This window comes from Mesorhizobium loti, from assembly GCF_013170705.1.
GTDB classification, from domain to species: domain Bacteria; phylum Pseudomonadota; class Alphaproteobacteria; order Rhizobiales; family Rhizobiaceae; genus Mesorhizobium; species Mesorhizobium loti_D.
Genome location: NZ_CP033334.1, coordinates 4,152,111 through 4,168,030, shown reverse-complemented (window position 1 = coordinate 4,168,030; position 15,920 = coordinate 4,152,111). Strand labels below are relative to the sequence as shown.

14 protein-coding genes are annotated in these 15,920 nt (G+C 60.4%); 6 read left to right on the top strand and 8 right to left on the bottom strand.

The genetic code is table 11. From position 1 onward, the window contains the following. Nucleotides 1–4 precede the first annotated feature (4 nt). The 3 genes from xth (at nt 5) to EB815_RS20230 (ending at nt 1,601) form a co-directional block, all read left to right on the top strand. Nucleotides 5–799 carry an exodeoxyribonuclease III gene (gene xth / locus EB815_RS20240; protein ID WP_056572380.1) on the top strand — a complete coding sequence of 265 codons (795 nt, stop codon included), beginning with the start codon at nt 5–7 and terminating at the stop codon, nt 797–799. A gap of 89 nt (nt 800–888) precedes the next feature. After that, a complete protein-coding gene (locus tag EB815_RS20235) occupies nt 889–1,206 on the top strand; it encodes a hypothetical protein (RefSeq protein WP_056572382.1) in 318 nt (105 codons plus the stop codon). 167 nt (nt 1,207–1,373) lie between these two features. Then, entirely contained in the window at nt 1,374–1,601 is a 228-nt protein-coding gene (locus EB815_RS20230; RefSeq protein WP_056572385.1) for a hypothetical protein, read from the top strand. A 336-nt stretch (nt 1,602–1,937) separates the two neighbouring features. Here EB815_RS20230 and EB815_RS20225 read toward each other — a convergent pair whose 3' ends face one another. Both EB815_RS20225 and EB815_RS20220 read right to left on the bottom strand, forming a co-directional pair. Then, on the bottom strand, nt 1,938–2,477 hold the full coding sequence (locus tag EB815_RS20225) for a sigma-70 family RNA polymerase sigma factor (protein WP_056572389.1): 540 nt from the start codon (nt 2,475–2,477) through the stop codon (nt 1,938–1,940). Beyond that, nucleotides 2,477–3,310 (bottom strand): hypothetical protein, encoded by an 834-nt coding sequence (locus EB815_RS20220; protein WP_056572391.1) that lies wholly within the window; start codon nt 3,308–3,310, stop codon nt 2,477–2,479. Before EB815_RS20220 ends, EB815_RS20225 begins: the two co-directional genes overlap by 1 nt. A 212-nt stretch (nt 3,311–3,522) precedes the next feature. Between EB815_RS20220 and EB815_RS20215 the strand changes: the two genes are divergently transcribed. Both EB815_RS20215 and EB815_RS20210 read left to right on the top strand, forming a co-directional pair. Beyond that, nucleotides 3,523–4,074, top strand: coding sequence for a sigma-70 family RNA polymerase sigma factor (locus tag EB815_RS20215; protein WP_056572393.1), 552 nt, complete (start codon nt 3,523–3,525; stop codon nt 4,072–4,074). After that, nucleotides 4,071–4,691, top strand: coding sequence for a ChrR family anti-sigma-E factor (locus EB815_RS20210; protein WP_056572395.1), 621 nt, complete (start codon nt 4,071–4,073; stop codon nt 4,689–4,691). Before EB815_RS20215 ends, EB815_RS20210 begins: the two co-directional genes overlap by 4 nt. A gap of 522 nt (nt 4,692–5,213) precedes the next feature. Here EB815_RS20210 and EB815_RS20205 read toward each other — a convergent pair. The 5 genes from EB815_RS20205 to EB815_RS20185 all read right to left on the bottom strand — a co-directional run bounded on the left by EB815_RS20205 (nt 5,214) and on the right by EB815_RS20185 (nt 13,950). After that, on the bottom strand, nt 5,214–6,065 hold the full coding sequence (locus EB815_RS20205) for a tetratricopeptide repeat protein (protein ID WP_056572397.1): 852 nt from the start codon (nt 6,063–6,065) through the stop codon (nt 5,214–5,216). Next, nucleotides 6,052–7,776, bottom strand: a complete 1,725-nt coding sequence (gene ilvD / locus EB815_RS20200) for a dihydroxy-acid dehydratase (protein WP_056572399.1) — start codon at nt 7,774–7,776, stop codon at nt 6,052–6,054. The genes EB815_RS20205 and ilvD overlap by 14 nt, the downstream gene beginning before the upstream one ends. Nucleotides 7,777–8,067: 291 nt before the next feature. Further along, on the bottom strand, nt 8,068–9,273 hold the full coding sequence (locus EB815_RS20195) for an OmpP1/FadL family transporter (protein WP_056572401.1): 1,206 nt from the start codon (nt 9,271–9,273) through the stop codon (nt 8,068–8,070). A gap of 393 nt (nt 9,274–9,666) precedes the next feature. Then, complete coding sequence (locus tag EB815_RS20190; protein ID WP_056572403.1) at nt 9,667–10,809, bottom strand: OmpP1/FadL family transporter; 1,143 nt, start codon at nt 10,807–10,809, stop codon at nt 9,667–9,669. Nucleotides 10,810–11,166: 357 nt separating this feature from the next. After that, nucleotides 11,167–13,950 carry a valine--tRNA ligase gene (locus EB815_RS20185; protein ID WP_056572405.1) on the bottom strand — a complete coding sequence of 928 codons (2,784 nt, stop codon included), beginning with the start codon at nt 13,948–13,950 and terminating at the stop codon, nt 11,167–11,169. Between the two features lie 264 nt (nt 13,951–14,214). On the opposite strand from EB815_RS20185, the gene EB815_RS20180 reads away from it, so the two are divergent. Continuing rightward, a complete protein-coding gene (locus EB815_RS20180; RefSeq protein ID WP_056572407.1) occupies nt 14,215–14,847 on the top strand; it encodes a bleomycin resistance protein in 633 nt (210 codons plus the stop codon). A gap of 58 nt (nt 14,848–14,905) precedes the next feature. On the opposite strand, the gene EB815_RS20175 is transcribed toward EB815_RS20180, so the two are convergent. Then, complete coding sequence (locus EB815_RS20175) at nt 14,906–15,745, bottom strand: PopZ family protein (RefSeq protein ID WP_056572409.1); 840 nt, start codon at nt 15,743–15,745, stop codon at nt 14,906–14,908. Between the last annotated feature and the right edge of the window lie 175 nt (nt 15,746–15,920).

Below are 15,920 nucleotides of genomic sequence, written 5' to 3'. Positions count from 1 at the left end.
CGTCATGAAAATCGTCACCTGGAACATCAACGGCGTCCGCGCCCGCATCGGCAACCTCACCCACTGGCTGACCGAAAGCGCGCCCGACATCGTCTGCCTGCAGGAGATCAAGACGGTCGATGAGCAGTTCCCGCGCGCCGAGATCGAGGCGTTGGGCTACAATGTGGAAACCCATGGCCAGAAGGGTTTTAATGGCGTCGCCATCCTGTCGAAGCTGCGCTTTGATGAAGTGAACCGCGGCCTGCCGGGCGACGACACCGACGAACAGGCGCGTTTCATTGAAGGCGTGTTCTCGACCGACAAGGGCGCGCTGCGCGTCGCCTCCCTCTATCTGCCGAATGGCAATCCGATCGATGACGACAAGAAGTTTCCTTACAAGCTGTCCTGGATGGCCCGGCTGGAACGCTGGGCCGAGGAACGGCTGAGGCTCGAAGAGGCACTGGTGCTGGCCGGCGACTACAACGTCATTCCCGAGCCGATCGATGCGCGCTTTCCGGAGAACTGGCTGGGCGACGCGCTGTTCCAACCGCAGACGCGGCAGGCCTTCCGGCGGCTTCTCAATCTCGGCTTCACCGAAGCGGTGCGCGCGGTGACCGATGCGCCCGACACCTACACCTTCTGGGACTATCAGGCCGGCGCCTGGCAGAAGAACAACGGCATCCGCATCGACCATCTGCTGCTGTCGCCGGAAGCCGCCAACCGATTCTCGTCGGCCTCGATCGAAAAGCATGTGCGCGCCTGGGAAAAGCCATCCGATCACGTGCCGGTGGCGATCGATCTCGCGCTGCAGCCAGCCTGACCGGCCCCTTCCGCCGTCGAATCGCCGGGCTTTGTTTCGCCACGACGACGTTGTGTCGCCACAAATCAGGCTCATGATCGAAAATCATCATGGCGGCCGGGGTTCCCATGACTATTCGATTTGTTGCTTGTCCGATCGGCCTGGCATTCGCCACGGTCGTCATGCCGCCGGCCTTCGCCGCTCCGGAATGTCTCGCCAATGGAAAATCCTATCCGGTCGGTCAGGTCGCCTGCCTGACTGTTGGCGACCAGAGCCATCTGGCGCGCTGCGACATGGTGCTCAACAACACGTCATGGACCAAGGTCGGCGACAGCTGCCCCGAAAACAAGATGGCGCCGCATCTGCATGTCACGCCGATCTCGACGCCCGCGCCAAGCATGGTGCCGACCGAACCGACCGAGAACTGATTTTCTCATCAGGCTATCGACCTCGCCGCCGACTATTTTCATCGTTATGTCTTATGTTAAAGACGCAGACCTCGGATCGGTACAAGGTGCGCCAGTCAGCGGCCAGTTAAATGGGCTCCGCTGCTTGGGAGCGACCATCGCACTCTCGCCCTTACCGGAGCGTAGAGATGTTTGGACAAGACAGCAGCCAAATTCTGTATCCCGAGGATATCGACCGTCTTTGCGCCGTGTTTGAGGCTGTGTGTGACCGTTACCAGATTTTGCCGGATCCCGAAGCCGCTCTCGACCTAGCCGCGGATTTGGTGCGCTTGTTCCAGTCCGGCATGACAGGCGAAACGGCGCTCAGAATTGCGGCGGAGGCGCGCCTCACGGAACCCTATCGTCTCGCGGGCTGATCTGGCGTCGGCTGCTGGTGACTTCCATGATCACCGCCCGCCGTTCGGCCTCGACCTGGGCGACGTTGACCAACGTGTCTATGTCCAACATCTCATGAAGATGACCGGATTGCACAACCATGTTTCGAACGGTTTTCAACGTTTCGCTGGTGGCTCGAAGCGTCGCGGCGAGCGTAGGCATGTCAGTCATTTGCTACTCCCGGAGAAATCACGCGTCGAGACAACCACTCAACCATAGATAGATATCCACATAAAATTCAACCGCAGGTTTATCCATTATCGGCCATCGCTAATTTCACAATTCAGGCGCAGCCGCTTGCGCAACCGTGCGGCATTTTATTTGCCAAAATTGGCTCTGATATTTATCAGCCCGCGACGAAGCCAAGTCCGCATCGTGTTTATCGGCACGTCATGACGCTCGGCCAATTGCGCGTAAGAGAGGCCCTCGATGTAAGCGCCTCGCACGGCTTCCGCCTTTTCCCTTCCCAGTGCATCGATGCATCGATGCACGCGCTTCGTATCGTCGGCTGCGATTAGCAAAGCTTCGGCCAAAGGGGTCGGATCGGCGACATCGTCCGCGGCAGCGAGGTCGGCGGTAGCTGGCCGGCGCGACCGGACCCGATCTATCGCATGGTTGCGAGCGATTGCCGCAAGCCATGAAATGGGACTGAGTTCCGAAATCACGAAGCGGTCTGCTTTGGACCAGATCTTGACGTAAACCTCCTGCAGCGCCTCCTCCGCTTCGCACCGATGACCAAGTATGCCCAAGCAAATTCCGAATAGCTTCCCGCTCGTATGCCGATAGAGAAGATCGAACGCGGCCCGGTCTTGCATGCTTGTCCGCAGGATCAGCCTTGATATGTCATCACGATTCATCACGGGAATCGCTCGATCTCGACCGGAGGTGAAACAACCTTGGATCCGCGCGCGCCGCAAAAATCGCTTGGAAATGCCGAGTTGGGAATGTTCCTTACAGAAGATCTCCAGTGACCGTCGATTTTAGAGAGAGAGACTCCATCGAAGTCCGAGATACTTTCCCAATACCGCCCATTTTGGACAAAATAGCCAAGCTCACTTTCGAGCCTGATGGCGTTCTCCATCGACGTATCGTCGATCGCCGATCTGAACTTCGCCCTGATGGCTTTGATGCGGGCGGAGGTAAGCCGCTCGATTAAAGGCAGCGTCACGCGCGGTAGGGCAAGACGCGTTACGGGAAGCTCAGACAGGTTGAGGCACAGCGTTCCGTGACGCAGGGCTTGGGCGAACAGCCTTGCCGACTTCGCCTTCAGATCCCTCAGAGTTACGTCGTTCCTCAGCGGATCTGCCGTGCCAACCCCGTAGAAGTGCGTAGGCGCGTTCGCGGGATACACCATATCGCAGCCTAAAAAGGCTATGATGTCGGGCTTCAGCGCCTTCAGCGCCCAGTAGCCCGCGGTAAATGCCATTGTCCCGCCGGCGTAGACGAATCCACCGAACAGGTTCTGCGCGGGCACGAACTCGGCGGATGTTATGATCGATGCAAACCGCGGGCTCGGGCTATCCGGCAACCGTCCCTCGGGAAAATCGTCTGGGTGGATCAGATAGTCCCAATCGGGCCGCACGGCCCAGGCGTTGTTTATGGCGACGATGTCGGTGAATGCCGAGCGATCCCAGTCCCTGGCCCTGACCGCGTCGGGCGCGCTGCCGATTATCAGCGAGATCTTAGGCATCTCACGCGGGCTCCTGACTGCTGGTCGCTTGCGAAGCGATTGGTTTGTTCTGGTTACGGCTCAAGACCCGAATTGGATCACTGCCGATCAAACGAACAAAAATCATTTTGCCTGGGAATGTGATCCGAACCCGCGCGCAGTTCGTAAAAAGACCAACGACCCAAAGAGCTGCCTGGTCAGCCGGAGCAAGTTTGAGCGTATACTGCAAGGCGATGGTTGAATTCGATCCAGCCTGGTTAATCACTCGCGTTGCGGCAACCCAGGATCGGGATGCTTTCGTGAGCCTATTCGAGCACTACGCGCCACGCGTGAAATCCATGATGATCCGACGCGGCGCAAGCCCCGACCGTGCGGAAGACCTCGCGCAGGAAACCCTGCTCAGGCTCTGGCGAAATGCCAGCCAGTTCGACCCCGGACGCGCTACGGCATCGAGCTGGGTCTATGCCATCGCGCGCAATGTAGGCATCGATCTCGGCCGTCGTGACCTTCGAGCCGCCAAATGGTTGGAAGACGAAGCCGTTCAGGAAGAGGCAGATCCAGACGAGCCAGAAGGGCAGCTTCTCGCGGCCGAGCGCGAAGACCTGGTCAGGACCTCGATCGCAACGCTGCCCAGCGACCAATTGCGCGTTGTCCGATTGTCGTTTTTCGACGGCCTGGCGCATGCCGAGATCGCCAAACTGCTTGGGATACCGCTCGGCACCGTAAAGTCGCGGATGAGGCTGGCTCTGCATCGATTGAGAGGGAAGCTTGGTGAGCTGAGATGACGAACGACATTACCCACCATCCGAGCGACGAGACTCTGGCCGCCTTCGCCTCCGGCACGCTTGATGAAGCGCGTAGCCTGGTCGTCTCGATCCATCGATCCTTGTGCGCCGCCTGTGGCCACGCGGTCGATCAATATGAAGCGATCGGTGGAGCGCTCCTTGAGCAGGCATTGCCAGTGTCGATGAGGCCCGGCGCGCTCCAGGCGGCGCTGGGATCGATCGGTACGAGCGCCCAGGGCGCGGAGATCGCATCCGAGCAGCTGCTCGACCGTCATAAGCTCGGTCCATGGCGCCGGGTGTGGCCCGGTCTGCAGCAACGCGCCGTCTCCGTCGCCGGCGATTCCGATATCAAGGTCTTCATGCTGAAGGCGGCACCCGGAATCACGCTTCCGCACCACAAGCATACCGGTGACGAATGGACGTGTGTTCTGGAGGGCGCTTTTGAACACCAATTCGGCCGTTACGGTCCTGGCGACTTCGACGAGGCGGACGAAACCGTCGACCACAAGCCACGCATTTGCAGTGACGTGCCCTGCGTCTGCATAGTCGCGCTTCAAGGAAGCATCAGGCTTCAAAGCTTTTTGGGCCAGTTGATACAGCCAATCCTCAGGTTCTGATCGCTGCTGGGAGTGCGGCAATCGTTACCGTTCGCGGGCCTGATGCATGTCGCCCAGAAGTGTGCAGCGGTTCTGGGACGACGACATGAACCAAAACAAAGACTTTAAGGCGCGTCGCCTGAATCGGCTTCAGGGCGACGCGCTTTAAAAGCCGCGACCCGGCCTTTGTCGCATCGAACGCAATCGCCATCTTACCGACGAAAGAATCGAAGCAAGGATCAGGAGAATAGGGTGTGGGCGTGCCGCAACGGTGCTCGACAGCTTACCGGGAAGAAGAGTAGGACCCAGGTGTCCGGATTGCACCAGAAACAGCACCTTCTGATCGGTCGTCATGCCATTTCCTTCTGCCACCTCTCGAAGTTGCGGATCGCTGAACATGACCATGAGGACACCATTGAGAACTCGATGTCACATAACGTGATCGAACCTCACGCGTTCCAATCATTTGTGATGTCAGGGAGTTCGCCAACGTGAACGGAGGGCGCGAAAGGTCGCTACCTCGAGCCAAGACGCGGTCAGCCGCTATTGGTCGGCGTTGGTGGTGCCCTTGGTAAGGATGTCATCCGCCAGCGAAATCGCCGTGCGCCGGTCGGCTTCGCCGGCCGCGGCGAAAGCCTCTTCCTGCATGCCTCGGATCCAGGGCTGGTCGGCCGGCGACGCGCGTTCGAGCGCCGCGGTCATCATCGCCAGGCCGCGAACGATCTTGCCGCTCTGGAACAGGAGATGGCCGAGCGTCGCCTGCGCGCCGGCATGGCCCTTCTCGGCGGCGAGCTGGAACCAGCGCCCGGCCTGCTTGACGCTGGCCTTCACGCCGCCCTCGCCTTTCAGGAACATCTGCCCCATCTCGAACTGGGCGTTCGGGTTGCGATAGTTGGCGGCGGCGCGCATGTAATATTCCTGGGCCGCCACCTCGTTCTCGGTGACCGGACTGCCGGGAATGCCCTTGCGCAGATAGTCGCCGAGCGCCACCAGCGCGTCCGAGACGTAGCTTTCTTCCGGAGAACCGGGCTCGACATCCTGGTCGACGATTTCCGAGAAGAACTTGAACGCCTCATAGTCGTCGCGGGCCACGCCATCGCCCTCGGCATACATGCGGGCAAGCTTCCAGGTGGCGCCGATCTGGCCATTTTCGGCGGCGTATTTATAGGCCTCGGCGGCCTGTTCCTTGTGGCCGTTCTTGTAGGCGGAGAAGCCGAACTGGAACACCGCCCAGGGACTGGACTGCGGCTTCACGCCGGTCTTGTCGTCGAACACCTTGTCGTCGAAGGCCAAAGCCTGGCCCACGGCCCCAAAGATCGCAACAGCGACCAGTGCCGGAAGGACAGATGACCTCAACAACTCTGGTGTTGACTTCAACAACTCAGATATCCGCATAACAGTGTGTTTCTTTCGCACCGCCCGGATGGGTGACCGCACCATCCCGGGCAGACCCGACCGTCTGTGCGTATTTCCATATCGCGCCCGACTGGTAGTCGGTCGTGCGCGCCTTCCATGTCTTTGCCCGCGCCGCCAGTTCGGCGTCGGTCAGCGCCACCTCGATCGTACCGTTCACGGCATCGATCGAAATCACGTCGCCATCCAGGATAAGACCGATCGGACCGCCAACCGCCGCTTCCGGCCCGACATGGCCGATGCAGAAGCCGCGCGTCGCGCCCGAGAAGCGGCCGTCGGTGATCAGCGCCACCTTGCCACCCATGCCCTGGCCGTAGAGCGCCGCCGTCGTCGACAGCATCTCACGCATGCCCGGGCCGCCGCGCGGCCCTTCGTAACGAATGACGAGAACCTCGCCTTCCCTGTAGTTGCGATGCGTCACCGCCTCGAAACATTCCTCTTCCGAATCGAAGCAGCGCGCCGGGCCGGAGAATTTCAACTCCGCCATGCCCGCGACCTTCACGATCGCGCCTTCGGGGGCAAGGTTTCCCTTCAACCCCACGACACCGCCGGTTTGGGTAATTGGTCTGTTGGCCGGGCGGACCACATCCTGGTGTTCATTCCAGGCAACGTGCTCCATATTTTCGGCCAAAGTACGGCCAGTGACCGTCAGGCAATCGCCATGAAGATAGCCGTGATCGAGCAGCGTCTTCATCAACAGCGGAATGCCGCCGGCCTCGAACATGTCCTTGGCGACATATTTTCCGCCGGGCTTGAGATCGGCGATATAAGGCGTCTTCTCGAAGATTTTCGCCACGTCGAACAGATCGAACTTGATGCCCGCCTCATGCGCGATCGCAGGCAGATGCAGCGCTGCGTTGGTCGAGCCGCCGGTGGCCGAAACCACGGTCGCCGCATTCTCCAGTGCCTTCAGCGTGACGATGTCGCGCGGCCGGATGTTCTTGGCGATCAGTTCCATGATCTTTTCGCCGGAGGCGAAATTGAAACGGTCACGCATCTCGTAGGGGGCCGGCGCGCCGCAGGAATAAGGCAGCGCCAGGCCGATCGCCTCGGCAACGGTAGCCATGGTGTTGGCGGTGAACTGGGCACCGCAGGAGCCGGCCGAGGGACAGGCGGCCTGCTCGATCTCGAGCAGTTCGGCATCACCGATCGTGCCGACCGAATGCTGGCCGACAGCCTCGAACACATCCTGCACGGTGATCTGGCGGCCGCGATAGCTGCCGGGCAGGATCGAACCGCCATAGATGAAGATCGATGGCACGTTGAGCCGCACCATGGCCATCATCATGCCTGGCAGCGACTTGTCGCAGCCGGCGAGGCCGACCAGCGCATCATAGCAATGGCCGCGCATGGTGAGTTCGACCGAATCGGCGATGACCTCGCGCGACACCAGCGAAGACTTCATGCCCTGGTGGCCCATGGCGATGCCGTCGGTGACAGTTATGGTGCAGAATTCGCGCGGCGTGCCGTTGGCGGCCGCCACACCCTTCTTGACCACCTGCGCCTGGCGCATCAGCGAGATGTTGCAGGGGGCGGCTTCGTTCCAGCACGAGGCTACGCCGACCAGCGGCTGTGCGATCTCGGCGGCGGAAAGCCCCATGGCATAGAGATAGGACCGGTGCGGCGCGCGCGCCGGACCGACAGTCACATAGCGGCTAGGGAGCTTAGCCTTTGAAATGACCTTGGCGTCCATTCTCATCCTTGCCGCGGGCGGTGCGGCCTGCCTCGTCACCGGGCCTTCTTGGCACGTGTCCCGAGACAGGTTCGAGGTGCGCCGGGTTTATGGCGGGAAATAGGCAATTTCCCCGGCCTGACTTTTAGCGCGGGGGTTGTTCAGAAAGTGTTGCCAAAACGTCACAATTGCACGAGGCAGTCCCAGTGCGGCTTATATGCAACGCAGCTTGGATAGCGGCATCGCCAACAATGCCCGCCCAAACGAAGAAGGCCGGGCAATGCCCGGCCTTTTGCCAGTATTTTCATAAGCTTAGAACTTGATCTTGAGGCCGCCCGAAATCGCGGAGACCAGATCGTTCCCGAAGTCGTAGCTGACGTCCGTACCGGCTTGAAATCCGTTCTCACCGTTCACAACACCCGAGTGGCCGCTGGTCAGCACGCCGATCGCGCCGGCCAGGCGCAACTCGATGTTGGGCTTGGGGGTGTAGGCGATGCCGCCACCTATCGTCCAGGTATCGGTCTGGTCGCCATAGCCATGCGAGGTCCCGCGGTCCCATGAAATCTGGGCCGCGCCGCTCCACTGTTCGTTGAATTGGTGGCCGATGCCGCCGGTGACCGTCCAGCCGTCCCGATACATCAGATCCAGCGAGGTCACGGCCGCCGCCGAACCCGTAACGCACACGGAAGCCGGAACCCCCTGCGGGCAGATCGGGATGCTTTGCAGCAGGCTCCAGTTGACCCACTTGATTGAACCGAATGCGAGCCAGCCGGGCGCGATGCCCGATTGCAATTTCAGTTCCAGCGAATCCGGCATCGACTGCGTTGCGCCGTATATATCGCCGACAATATTCAAGGTGCCCGCGATGTTGTCGAGTTTCACCTGCGAATTGTAGACGAGGCTGGCGCGCAGCGCGATATCAGGAATTTCGTAGGCGACGCCAACGCGCCAGCCCCAGCCGCTGCTGCTCAGGTCGACACGGCCGATTGTGGTGCCGAAGGCCGGGTTCGCATAGCTCTCCTTGAAGCCGTAGACTTCCTGATAGAAAACGCCGCCGATGAAGCGAAGCTGCCCCTTGCCGACATCCATCTTGTAGGAGCACGTGCCGGCATAGTTGTTGCTTTTGATCTGGGTGTTGATGTTGGAATAGGAGCCGTTCCAGATACCGGGGTTTGAACTCGCACCCCATGGCTGCGAATAGTCAAGCATGCAGTCAACGCCATGGCCAACCGTTGCCTTGACGCCGACATACGGCACCCAGTAGCCCTCGGCGTTACGGGCGGTACTCTTGCCCGTTAGCCCGCCGCCGGACGTGTCCGTCGCGTTCTTGAGATCGCGCTGCGGCATGACATAGGTTCCACTGACGTCCGAAGCGAAGGGGCCCGGATCGAACAACAGGTCGATGTCGTAGCCGCCGCGCTCCAGGCCACCAGCATGCGCCGTGTCCATCACCGTGCCTATCAAAGCAAGCGAAAAGCACCCCGCCCCCAGCAGCGCTTTCAGACGCACATCGAACATGAATCTCCTCCCCGGATTCGAGTACAACCAAGCAAGACCGCTTTGTGCTGGTAGTGCAACAGCGATTTCGAGGGTGTACATGTACATGTTTTTCTTGGTGCCTTCTCCGTCGAGCCGCTTAAGGCCCTCACCGTCATAAAAACAGCCAATCTGCGTGCGCCAATTCGAAAAACCCAAAAAAACAGCCAACATCTTCGCAAAAAATAGCGTCCTGACGGCCGGTCTGCTGTTACATTATAGCAACATCGCGGCAGAAACTTCCGTTTACGTCAACGACAACATTTGCGCGCAAGCTAATGTATTGCCACGGAATACGTGGTCCACGGGAAAGACCTGGCCAACCCAAAAAAGGCCGGGCATTGCCCGGCCTTTTTTGGTCGACAGTGTAAGGACTTACCACTTGACGCTGTAGCCACCCGACAGCGCGTAGCCCCAATCGCCCTGAACGGTACGATTGAGCAAAGAAGGCGTGTACTGGGTCTCGGACACCGATGCGAGATAGATGGCGGCAACGCCAAATCGAAGCTCCCCACCGAGCTTGTCCTTAAGCGCAACGCCGGTACCGATCGTGTAGGTGTCTCCGGTCAAATCCCAACCCGTGCTTACGCCCCGGTCATAGGAAGCAAACACAGTTCCGGACAACTGATCATTGAACTTGTGGCCAACACCGCCAGTGACGGTCCAGCCATCGCGCCAGAAATAGTCGTTGCCGTTCTCGATGCCCAAGGACGGGATATGAAGATTGAGCTGCTTGGTAACCGACCAGTCAGTCCACTTCACACTGCCATAGACCAACCAGCCTGGTGCGACACCGGTCTGAGCCTTGAACTCCAGCGACTGCGGGAACTTCGTGTCACCCGTCGCGTCCACCGTGACCGGCCCTGGGACCGGGAATGGAATCAGAGCTGGACTTGCGACCGCCGACCCGGACGCGTCGATGGACACACCTGAGCGATACATCAGCTGGGCGCGTAACGCGATCTCGGGGATCTCGTAAGCAACGCCTGCACGCCACCCCACATTGCTGTCTTTCAGACCGACATCAAGCAATCCTGCGACCGCAAGAAGGTTGTAGTCAACATCCTCATGGTAGACGCCACCGAGTATCCAAATGCGACCTTTGCTCAAATCGAATTTTATGCCGCAGGTGACAGCACCTTCGTAGATTGTGAAATTTTCTCTCAGCTTGGCAAGAGTCCCACTCGGCGAGGGCCATGTCGCTCCGCCACCATAAGACTCTGTGTAGGTACCTGCGCAAGACAGGTTGTCCGACAGCTTGAATTTTACCGCGGCCGAAGGGACAGCGTAGCTGTCGGAATAGTTCACGCCCACCAAATTGGGATTGAGCTGGTCCACCGAATATTTTCGCGTGGGCGCGACATAGGTCACGCTGGTGCGCATGTTGAAATTGCCGTCTTCAAAAAGAATATCGGTATCAGCCGTGCCGCGCGAAAAGCCGCCAGCGTGCGCCGAGCCCATCAAAGCAAGTGAAAAGCACCCCGCCCCCAGTAGCGCTTTCAGTCGCAGATTGGTCATGAATGTCCTCCCCGAATTCGAGTGCATCAAGCTAGAACCAATTCAGGTTAACGGCGCAACAACGAATTAGCGGGCGTACATGTACATGCTCGGCGAACGCACTTTCGACAAAATGCAGATAAGCACCGTAAGGCCGAAAAACGGATCGAGGCGTGCCTGTCCGAACAGAAAATAACCAAAATTCGCCCCAAAAGGCTCAAAGACAGCCACTTTTAAGGGGGCTATGGCCCCATTGTTACATTATGGCAACAATGGACGCAAAGTTTCCGTTTACGTCAAAATTAACGTAGCGGAATGCCTGTTTTCGAGGCAGCTGACGTTTGGGCACACCCCTCATGGCCTGCACGAATCTGTCCTTCAACCGGCGTCGCGAACTCTGGTCAAAGCCACCGAAAGCTTGTCCTGCGCATCGCGGTATTCGGCGAGCTTTTCGCGCTCGGCCTCGACAATCTCGGCCGGCGCGCTGGCAACGAACCGTTCGTTGGACAGCTTCTTGTGCAAGCGCGCGATTTCCTCTGTGACCTTGGCCAGTTCCTTCTGCAGCCGCGTGGCCTCGGCGGCGAGATCGATCAAGCTGCCAAGCGGCAGGCAGATCGTCGCCTCGTTGAGCACGATCTGCGCCGCGCCCTTGGGCGCCGCATCGGCGAGCGAGATGTCACCGACACGCGCCAGCCGCTTGATCGCCGAGTCCTCGCGAACCAGCCGCTCACGCGTGAGATCGTTGGCGCCGACCACGACCAGCGGCGCGATGGCCGCCGGCGGCACATTCATCTCCGAGCGCACCGAGCGGATGCCAGAGACGAGGTCGACCAGCCAGTTGATGTCGGCGGCGGCATCCGCGTCCTCGAAATCCGGCGCCGGCCAGGCGGCGTGGCAAAGCAGCGACTCGCGCTCCTTGCCCTCGCCCGCCGTCTGCGCCCACAGCTCTTCCGTCATGAACGGCATCATCGGATGCAGAAGCTTGTAGATCTCGTCGAGCACGAAGGCTACGCAGGCGCGGCTTTCGGCCTTGGCCGCCTCGTCCGTGCCCATGAACACCGGTTTCAGCAGCTCGAGATACCAGTCGCAAAACAGGTTCCAGACGAAGCGGTAGGCCGCCCCGGCCGCTTCGTTGAAGCGGTATGAGGTGATGCCGTCCGTGACCTCGCGCGCAGCGCGTGTCAGTTCGGTCAGGATCCAGCGGTTCACCGCCAGCTTGGCATCGTTCAGCCAGAAATCGTCATTGCGGGCGACTTCGTTCATCTCGGCGAAGCGCGTTGCGTTCCACAGCTTGGTGCCGAAATTGCGATAGCCGGCGATGCGTGCCGGATCGAGCTTCACGTCGCGCCCCTGTGCCGCCATCACCGCCAGCGTGAAACGCAGCGCGTCGGCGCCGTACTCGTCGATGAGGTCGAGCGGGTCGATGACGTTACCTTTCGACTTCGACATCTTGGCGCCGTTCTTGTCGCGAACCAGCGCGTGCACATAGACGGTATGGAACGGCTCCTCGTCCATGAAGTGCAGGCCCATCATCATCATGCGGGCAACCCAGAAGAAGATGATGTCGAAGCCGGTCACCAGCACGTCGGTCTGGTAATACGTCTTCAGTTCAGGCGTCTGGTCCGGCCAGCCCAAAGTTGAGAACGGCCAAAGTGCCGAGGAGAACCAGGTATCGAGCACGTCCTCGTCGCGGGTTAGGATCTCGCCGGGCTTGAAGTTCTCCAACTTGTCCTCGACCCAGGCCTTCCACGGGCCTTCAAGCGCCAGATAGTATTCGATAGCCGCACTCAGCGCCTCTTCCTCCGACTTCTCGACGAAGACGCGTCCGTCCGGCCCGTACCACGCCGGTATCTGGTGACCCCACCACAGCTGACGCGAAATGCACCAGGGCTGAATGTTCTCCATCCAGTCGAAATAGGTTTTTTCCCAGTTTTTCGGCACGAAGTTGGTGCGGCCCTCGCGCACAGAGGCAATGGCCGGCTTCGCGAGTTCGGCGGCATTGGCATACCACTGCTCGGTCAGGAACGGTTCGATCGGCACACCACCGCGGTCGCCATGCGGCACGGCATGGCGATGCGGCTCGACCTTGTCGAGGAAGCCGCCGGCTTCCATCAGCTCGACGATCTTCTTGCGCGCGACGAAACGGTCGAGCCCTTCAAGCTCGGCCCAGACAGCCTGGCGTTCCGGCGTGACCTGGAGGCCGGCGAGGAAGTCCTCATTGTCCTTCAATTTGATGGCGGCTTCGACGGTCAGGATGTTTATCGCCGGCAATTTGTGACGCTTGCCGACCTCGAAGTCGTTGAAATCATGCGCTGGCGTGATCTTGACCGCGCCCGAACCCTTTTCCGGATCGGAATATTCGTCCGCCACGACGGGGATTTTTCTGCCGACGATCGGCAGCACAACGTTTCTGCCGACCAGATGCCGGTACCGCTCGTCGTCCGGGTGCACCGCGACGGCCGTGTCGCCCAGCATCGTTTCGGGCCGTGTCGTCGCCACGGTGATGAAGGTCTTCGGATTTTCCGGGTCGAAGGTCTCGCCCTCGATCGGGTAGCGGAAATGCCAGAGGTTGCCGTTGACCTCCTGCTGCTCGACCTCGAGGTCGGAGATCGCGGTCAAGAGTTTCGGGTCCCAGTTCACAAGGCGCTTGTCCTTGTATATCAGGCCTTCCTTGTAGAGGGTGACGAAGACTTCAAGCACGGCCTTGGACAAGCCTTCATCCATGGTAAAGCGTTCGCGGGACCAGTCGGCCGAGGCGCCGAGCCGCTTCAGCTGATTGAAGATGGCGCCGCCGGATTCGGCCTTCCACTCCCAAACCTTCTCGATGAATTCCTCACGCGTCAGGTCGCGGCGATGGATCTGCCTTTCCATCAGCTGGCGCTCGACCACCATCTGCGTGGCGATACCGGCATGGTCCATGCCCGGCTGCCACAGCACGTTCTTGCCGCGCATGCGCTCGAAGCGGATCAATATGTCCTGCAGCGTGTTGTTCAGCGCATGGCCCATATGCAGCGAGCCGGTGACATTGGGCGGCGGGATGACGATGGTGAAGGCCTCGGCCCCCTCCTCGGCGCCGGCGCCGGCGCGAAACGCGTCGGCCTCTTCCCACACTTTGGCGATCTTCGGCTCGACGGTCTTTGCGTCGTAGGTCTTTTCAAGCATGGGAAAACGGTCCGCGCTGTCGGGATTTTTGCTGGTTCGGTGTAAATCGGAAGGTCTTGGCCAAGTCAACCGCAAGGGCCGCTTCGGTTCATGAGAAGCAGATAGGCGCGGCGGTGTTCATTTCAACGGGAGCCATGCTGCACGGCACCGCGCCTTGACCCGCGGCCGTCCCGGCAATACCTTGTCGGTGCTGCTGTAGGGCGCATCGGCTTCCGGCCGGAGGGGCATTGCCCGCCTACGCCACCTCAACCCCACAGTGCGCCCATGCCGACTCTCGAACACCACAAGAAACAGGCCAAGCTCTATCTCAAATGGCACCGCGAGCGGTATTACCCCGTCGCCGCTGTGATTGGATGGCTCTTGCCGCGATTTCGCCATTTCAGCGACAGCCAAATCCTCGATCACGACTTCAAGCTGACCGATGCCCAGGAACTCGTCGCCAGGAAGTCAGGTTTCGAGAGCTGGCAGGCGCTGAAGGAAGGCCTTCAAACCGTGACCGATCATGCAGCAACAGACGCCGCAAAACCGCATCTCGCCTTTGCCGAGCCACAGCTCTTTGTCTGTGACATCGCAGCGGCCTGTAATTTCTATCGGGAAAAGCTTGGCTTCGAGACGCGCTTCACATATGGCGAGCCGCCCTTCTACGCCCAAATCATTCGCGATGGCGCACGGCTCAACCTGCGCCATGTCGACAAGCCTCCACTCGCCGCCAATTCGACCGATGACCTGCTGGCGGCGACGATCGTCGTCGACAACATCAAGGCTCTGTTTCTGGAGTATCAGAAGGCCACGGCCCCGTTCCATCAGACATTGCGGACCGAACCCTGGGGGGCCCGCACGTTCATCGTCACGGATCCCGACGGCAACCTTGTCTGCTTCGCGACCAGCGCGGGCTGACCTCATCGGCAAAAACGCCGCCTCATGGCGGCGTTTCGAAAATGATCGTTGGAGGAGATTACTGCGCGCCGCGTGCGACGCGCTCGATTTCTTCGCGCACCAGGCGCTCCACCAGCGTCGGCAGATTGTTGTCCAGCCAGTCCTGCAGCATCGGCCGCAGCATCTCCTCGGCCATCTCGTCGAACGTTTTCTTGCTGCGGCTGGCAAAGGCATCGGACAGCTCGCCAAAGGCCGCGGCGACCTGCCGGCCCGTGTGTTCGGAAAGAATTGCCGGACGAGCCGAAGGCGCTTCATTTGTCGCCGCATATGCCTGAGCGGCGCCGGCCGAAGCGTCGCTTGAAGAAGGCTGTCCGAACGCGCCCTCAACCACCGATTCGCTCGCCGGGGCCTCGGGCTGGGCAACGGGCTTGCGGATGCTCCTGTCCGGCATCGCCTTCGCCTGCTCTCCAACCGCGGCGATCTCGCGCCGCCAATCGGCAACGATGCTATCGCTTGTCGCGCTGGCCTCTGGCGCCGCTGGCGCGTCGATCCTGGCGGCAGGCGCCGGCTCGGCGGCGACCCTGGCACTGACCTCCGCAAGCGTCATCGAAGGCCTGGCCGGAACGGGATCGGCGCGCGTCTGCGATTCCATGCGCGCGATCACCGGCTCTGGCGACGGTGCCCGGACTTCCGCGAGCGCGACCTGCGTCCTGACTTCGGGGGCAGCATGCAGTTCGGCGCGAAACGCATCGACGTCCGCCGCCGGAGCTTCGCCCGGCGACGGCTCCAGGTCCTGCCGCAGCTCATCGGTCTCGCCCGGCTGCTTGCGGCCGTTATCGCTATCCTCGATGATCCTCCTGATGGAAGCCAGTATCTCTTCCATGGAAGGTTCGCGCTGTGCGCTGCTTGCCGTTGCCATCGTCACATCCGCCGCCCTGGTGACCCTGCAGATTTCCACTCCGGCAAAGCCGGATTCGAATCATGGCGACAGCGTAACCGACGGATCGCCGAACGAGAATCCCCAATCTGGGGACACGTGGGATTTCAACAGATTAGAGCGTGAAGCCGAAAAAAGCCGGACGGGGTTTTCAAAA

Bases quoted from the DNA above. Each gene is read 5' to 3' on its own strand.
- xth (WP_056572380.1), top strand. From the start codon at position 5: ATGAAAATCGTCACCTGGAACATCAACGGCGTCCGCGCCCGCATCGGC.
- EB815_RS20235 (WP_056572382.1), top strand. From the start codon at position 889: ATGGCGGCCGGGGTTCCCATGACTATTCGATTTGTTGCTTGTCCGATC.
- EB815_RS20230 (WP_056572385.1), top strand. From the start codon at position 1,374: ATGTTTGGACAAGACAGCAGCCAAATTCTGTATCCCGAGGATATCGAC.
- EB815_RS20225 (WP_056572389.1), bottom strand. From the start codon at position 2,477: ATGAATCGTGATGACATATCAAGGCTGATCCTGCGGACAAGCATGCAA.
- EB815_RS20220 (WP_056572391.1), bottom strand. From the start codon at position 3,310: ATGCCTAAGATCTCGCTGATAATCGGCAGCGCGCCCGACGCGGTCAGG.
- EB815_RS20215 (WP_056572393.1), top strand. From the start codon at position 3,523: ATGGTTGAATTCGATCCAGCCTGGTTAATCACTCGCGTTGCGGCAACC.
- EB815_RS20210 (WP_056572395.1), top strand. From the start codon at position 4,071: ATGACGAACGACATTACCCACCATCCGAGCGACGAGACTCTGGCCGCC.
- EB815_RS20205 (WP_056572397.1), bottom strand. From the start codon at position 6,065: ATGCGGATATCTGAGTTGTTGAAGTCAACACCAGAGTTGTTGAGGTCA.
- ilvD (WP_056572399.1), bottom strand. From the start codon at position 7,776: ATGGACGCCAAGGTCATTTCAAAGGCTAAGCTCCCTAGCCGCTATGTG.
- EB815_RS20195 (WP_056572401.1), bottom strand. From the start codon at position 9,273: ATGTTCGATGTGCGTCTGAAAGCGCTGCTGGGGGCGGGGTGCTTTTCG.
- EB815_RS20190 (WP_056572403.1), bottom strand. From the start codon at position 10,809: ATGACCAATCTGCGACTGAAAGCGCTACTGGGGGCGGGGTGCTTTTCA.
- EB815_RS20185 (WP_056572405.1), bottom strand. From the start codon at position 13,950: ATGCTTGAAAAGACCTACGACGCAAAGACCGTCGAGCCGAAGATCGCC.
- EB815_RS20180 (WP_056572407.1), top strand. From the start codon at position 14,215: ATGCCGACTCTCGAACACCACAAGAAACAGGCCAAGCTCTATCTCAAA.
- EB815_RS20175 (WP_056572409.1), bottom strand. From the start codon at position 15,745: ATGGCAACGGCAAGCAGCGCACAGCGCGAACCTTCCATGGAAGAGATA.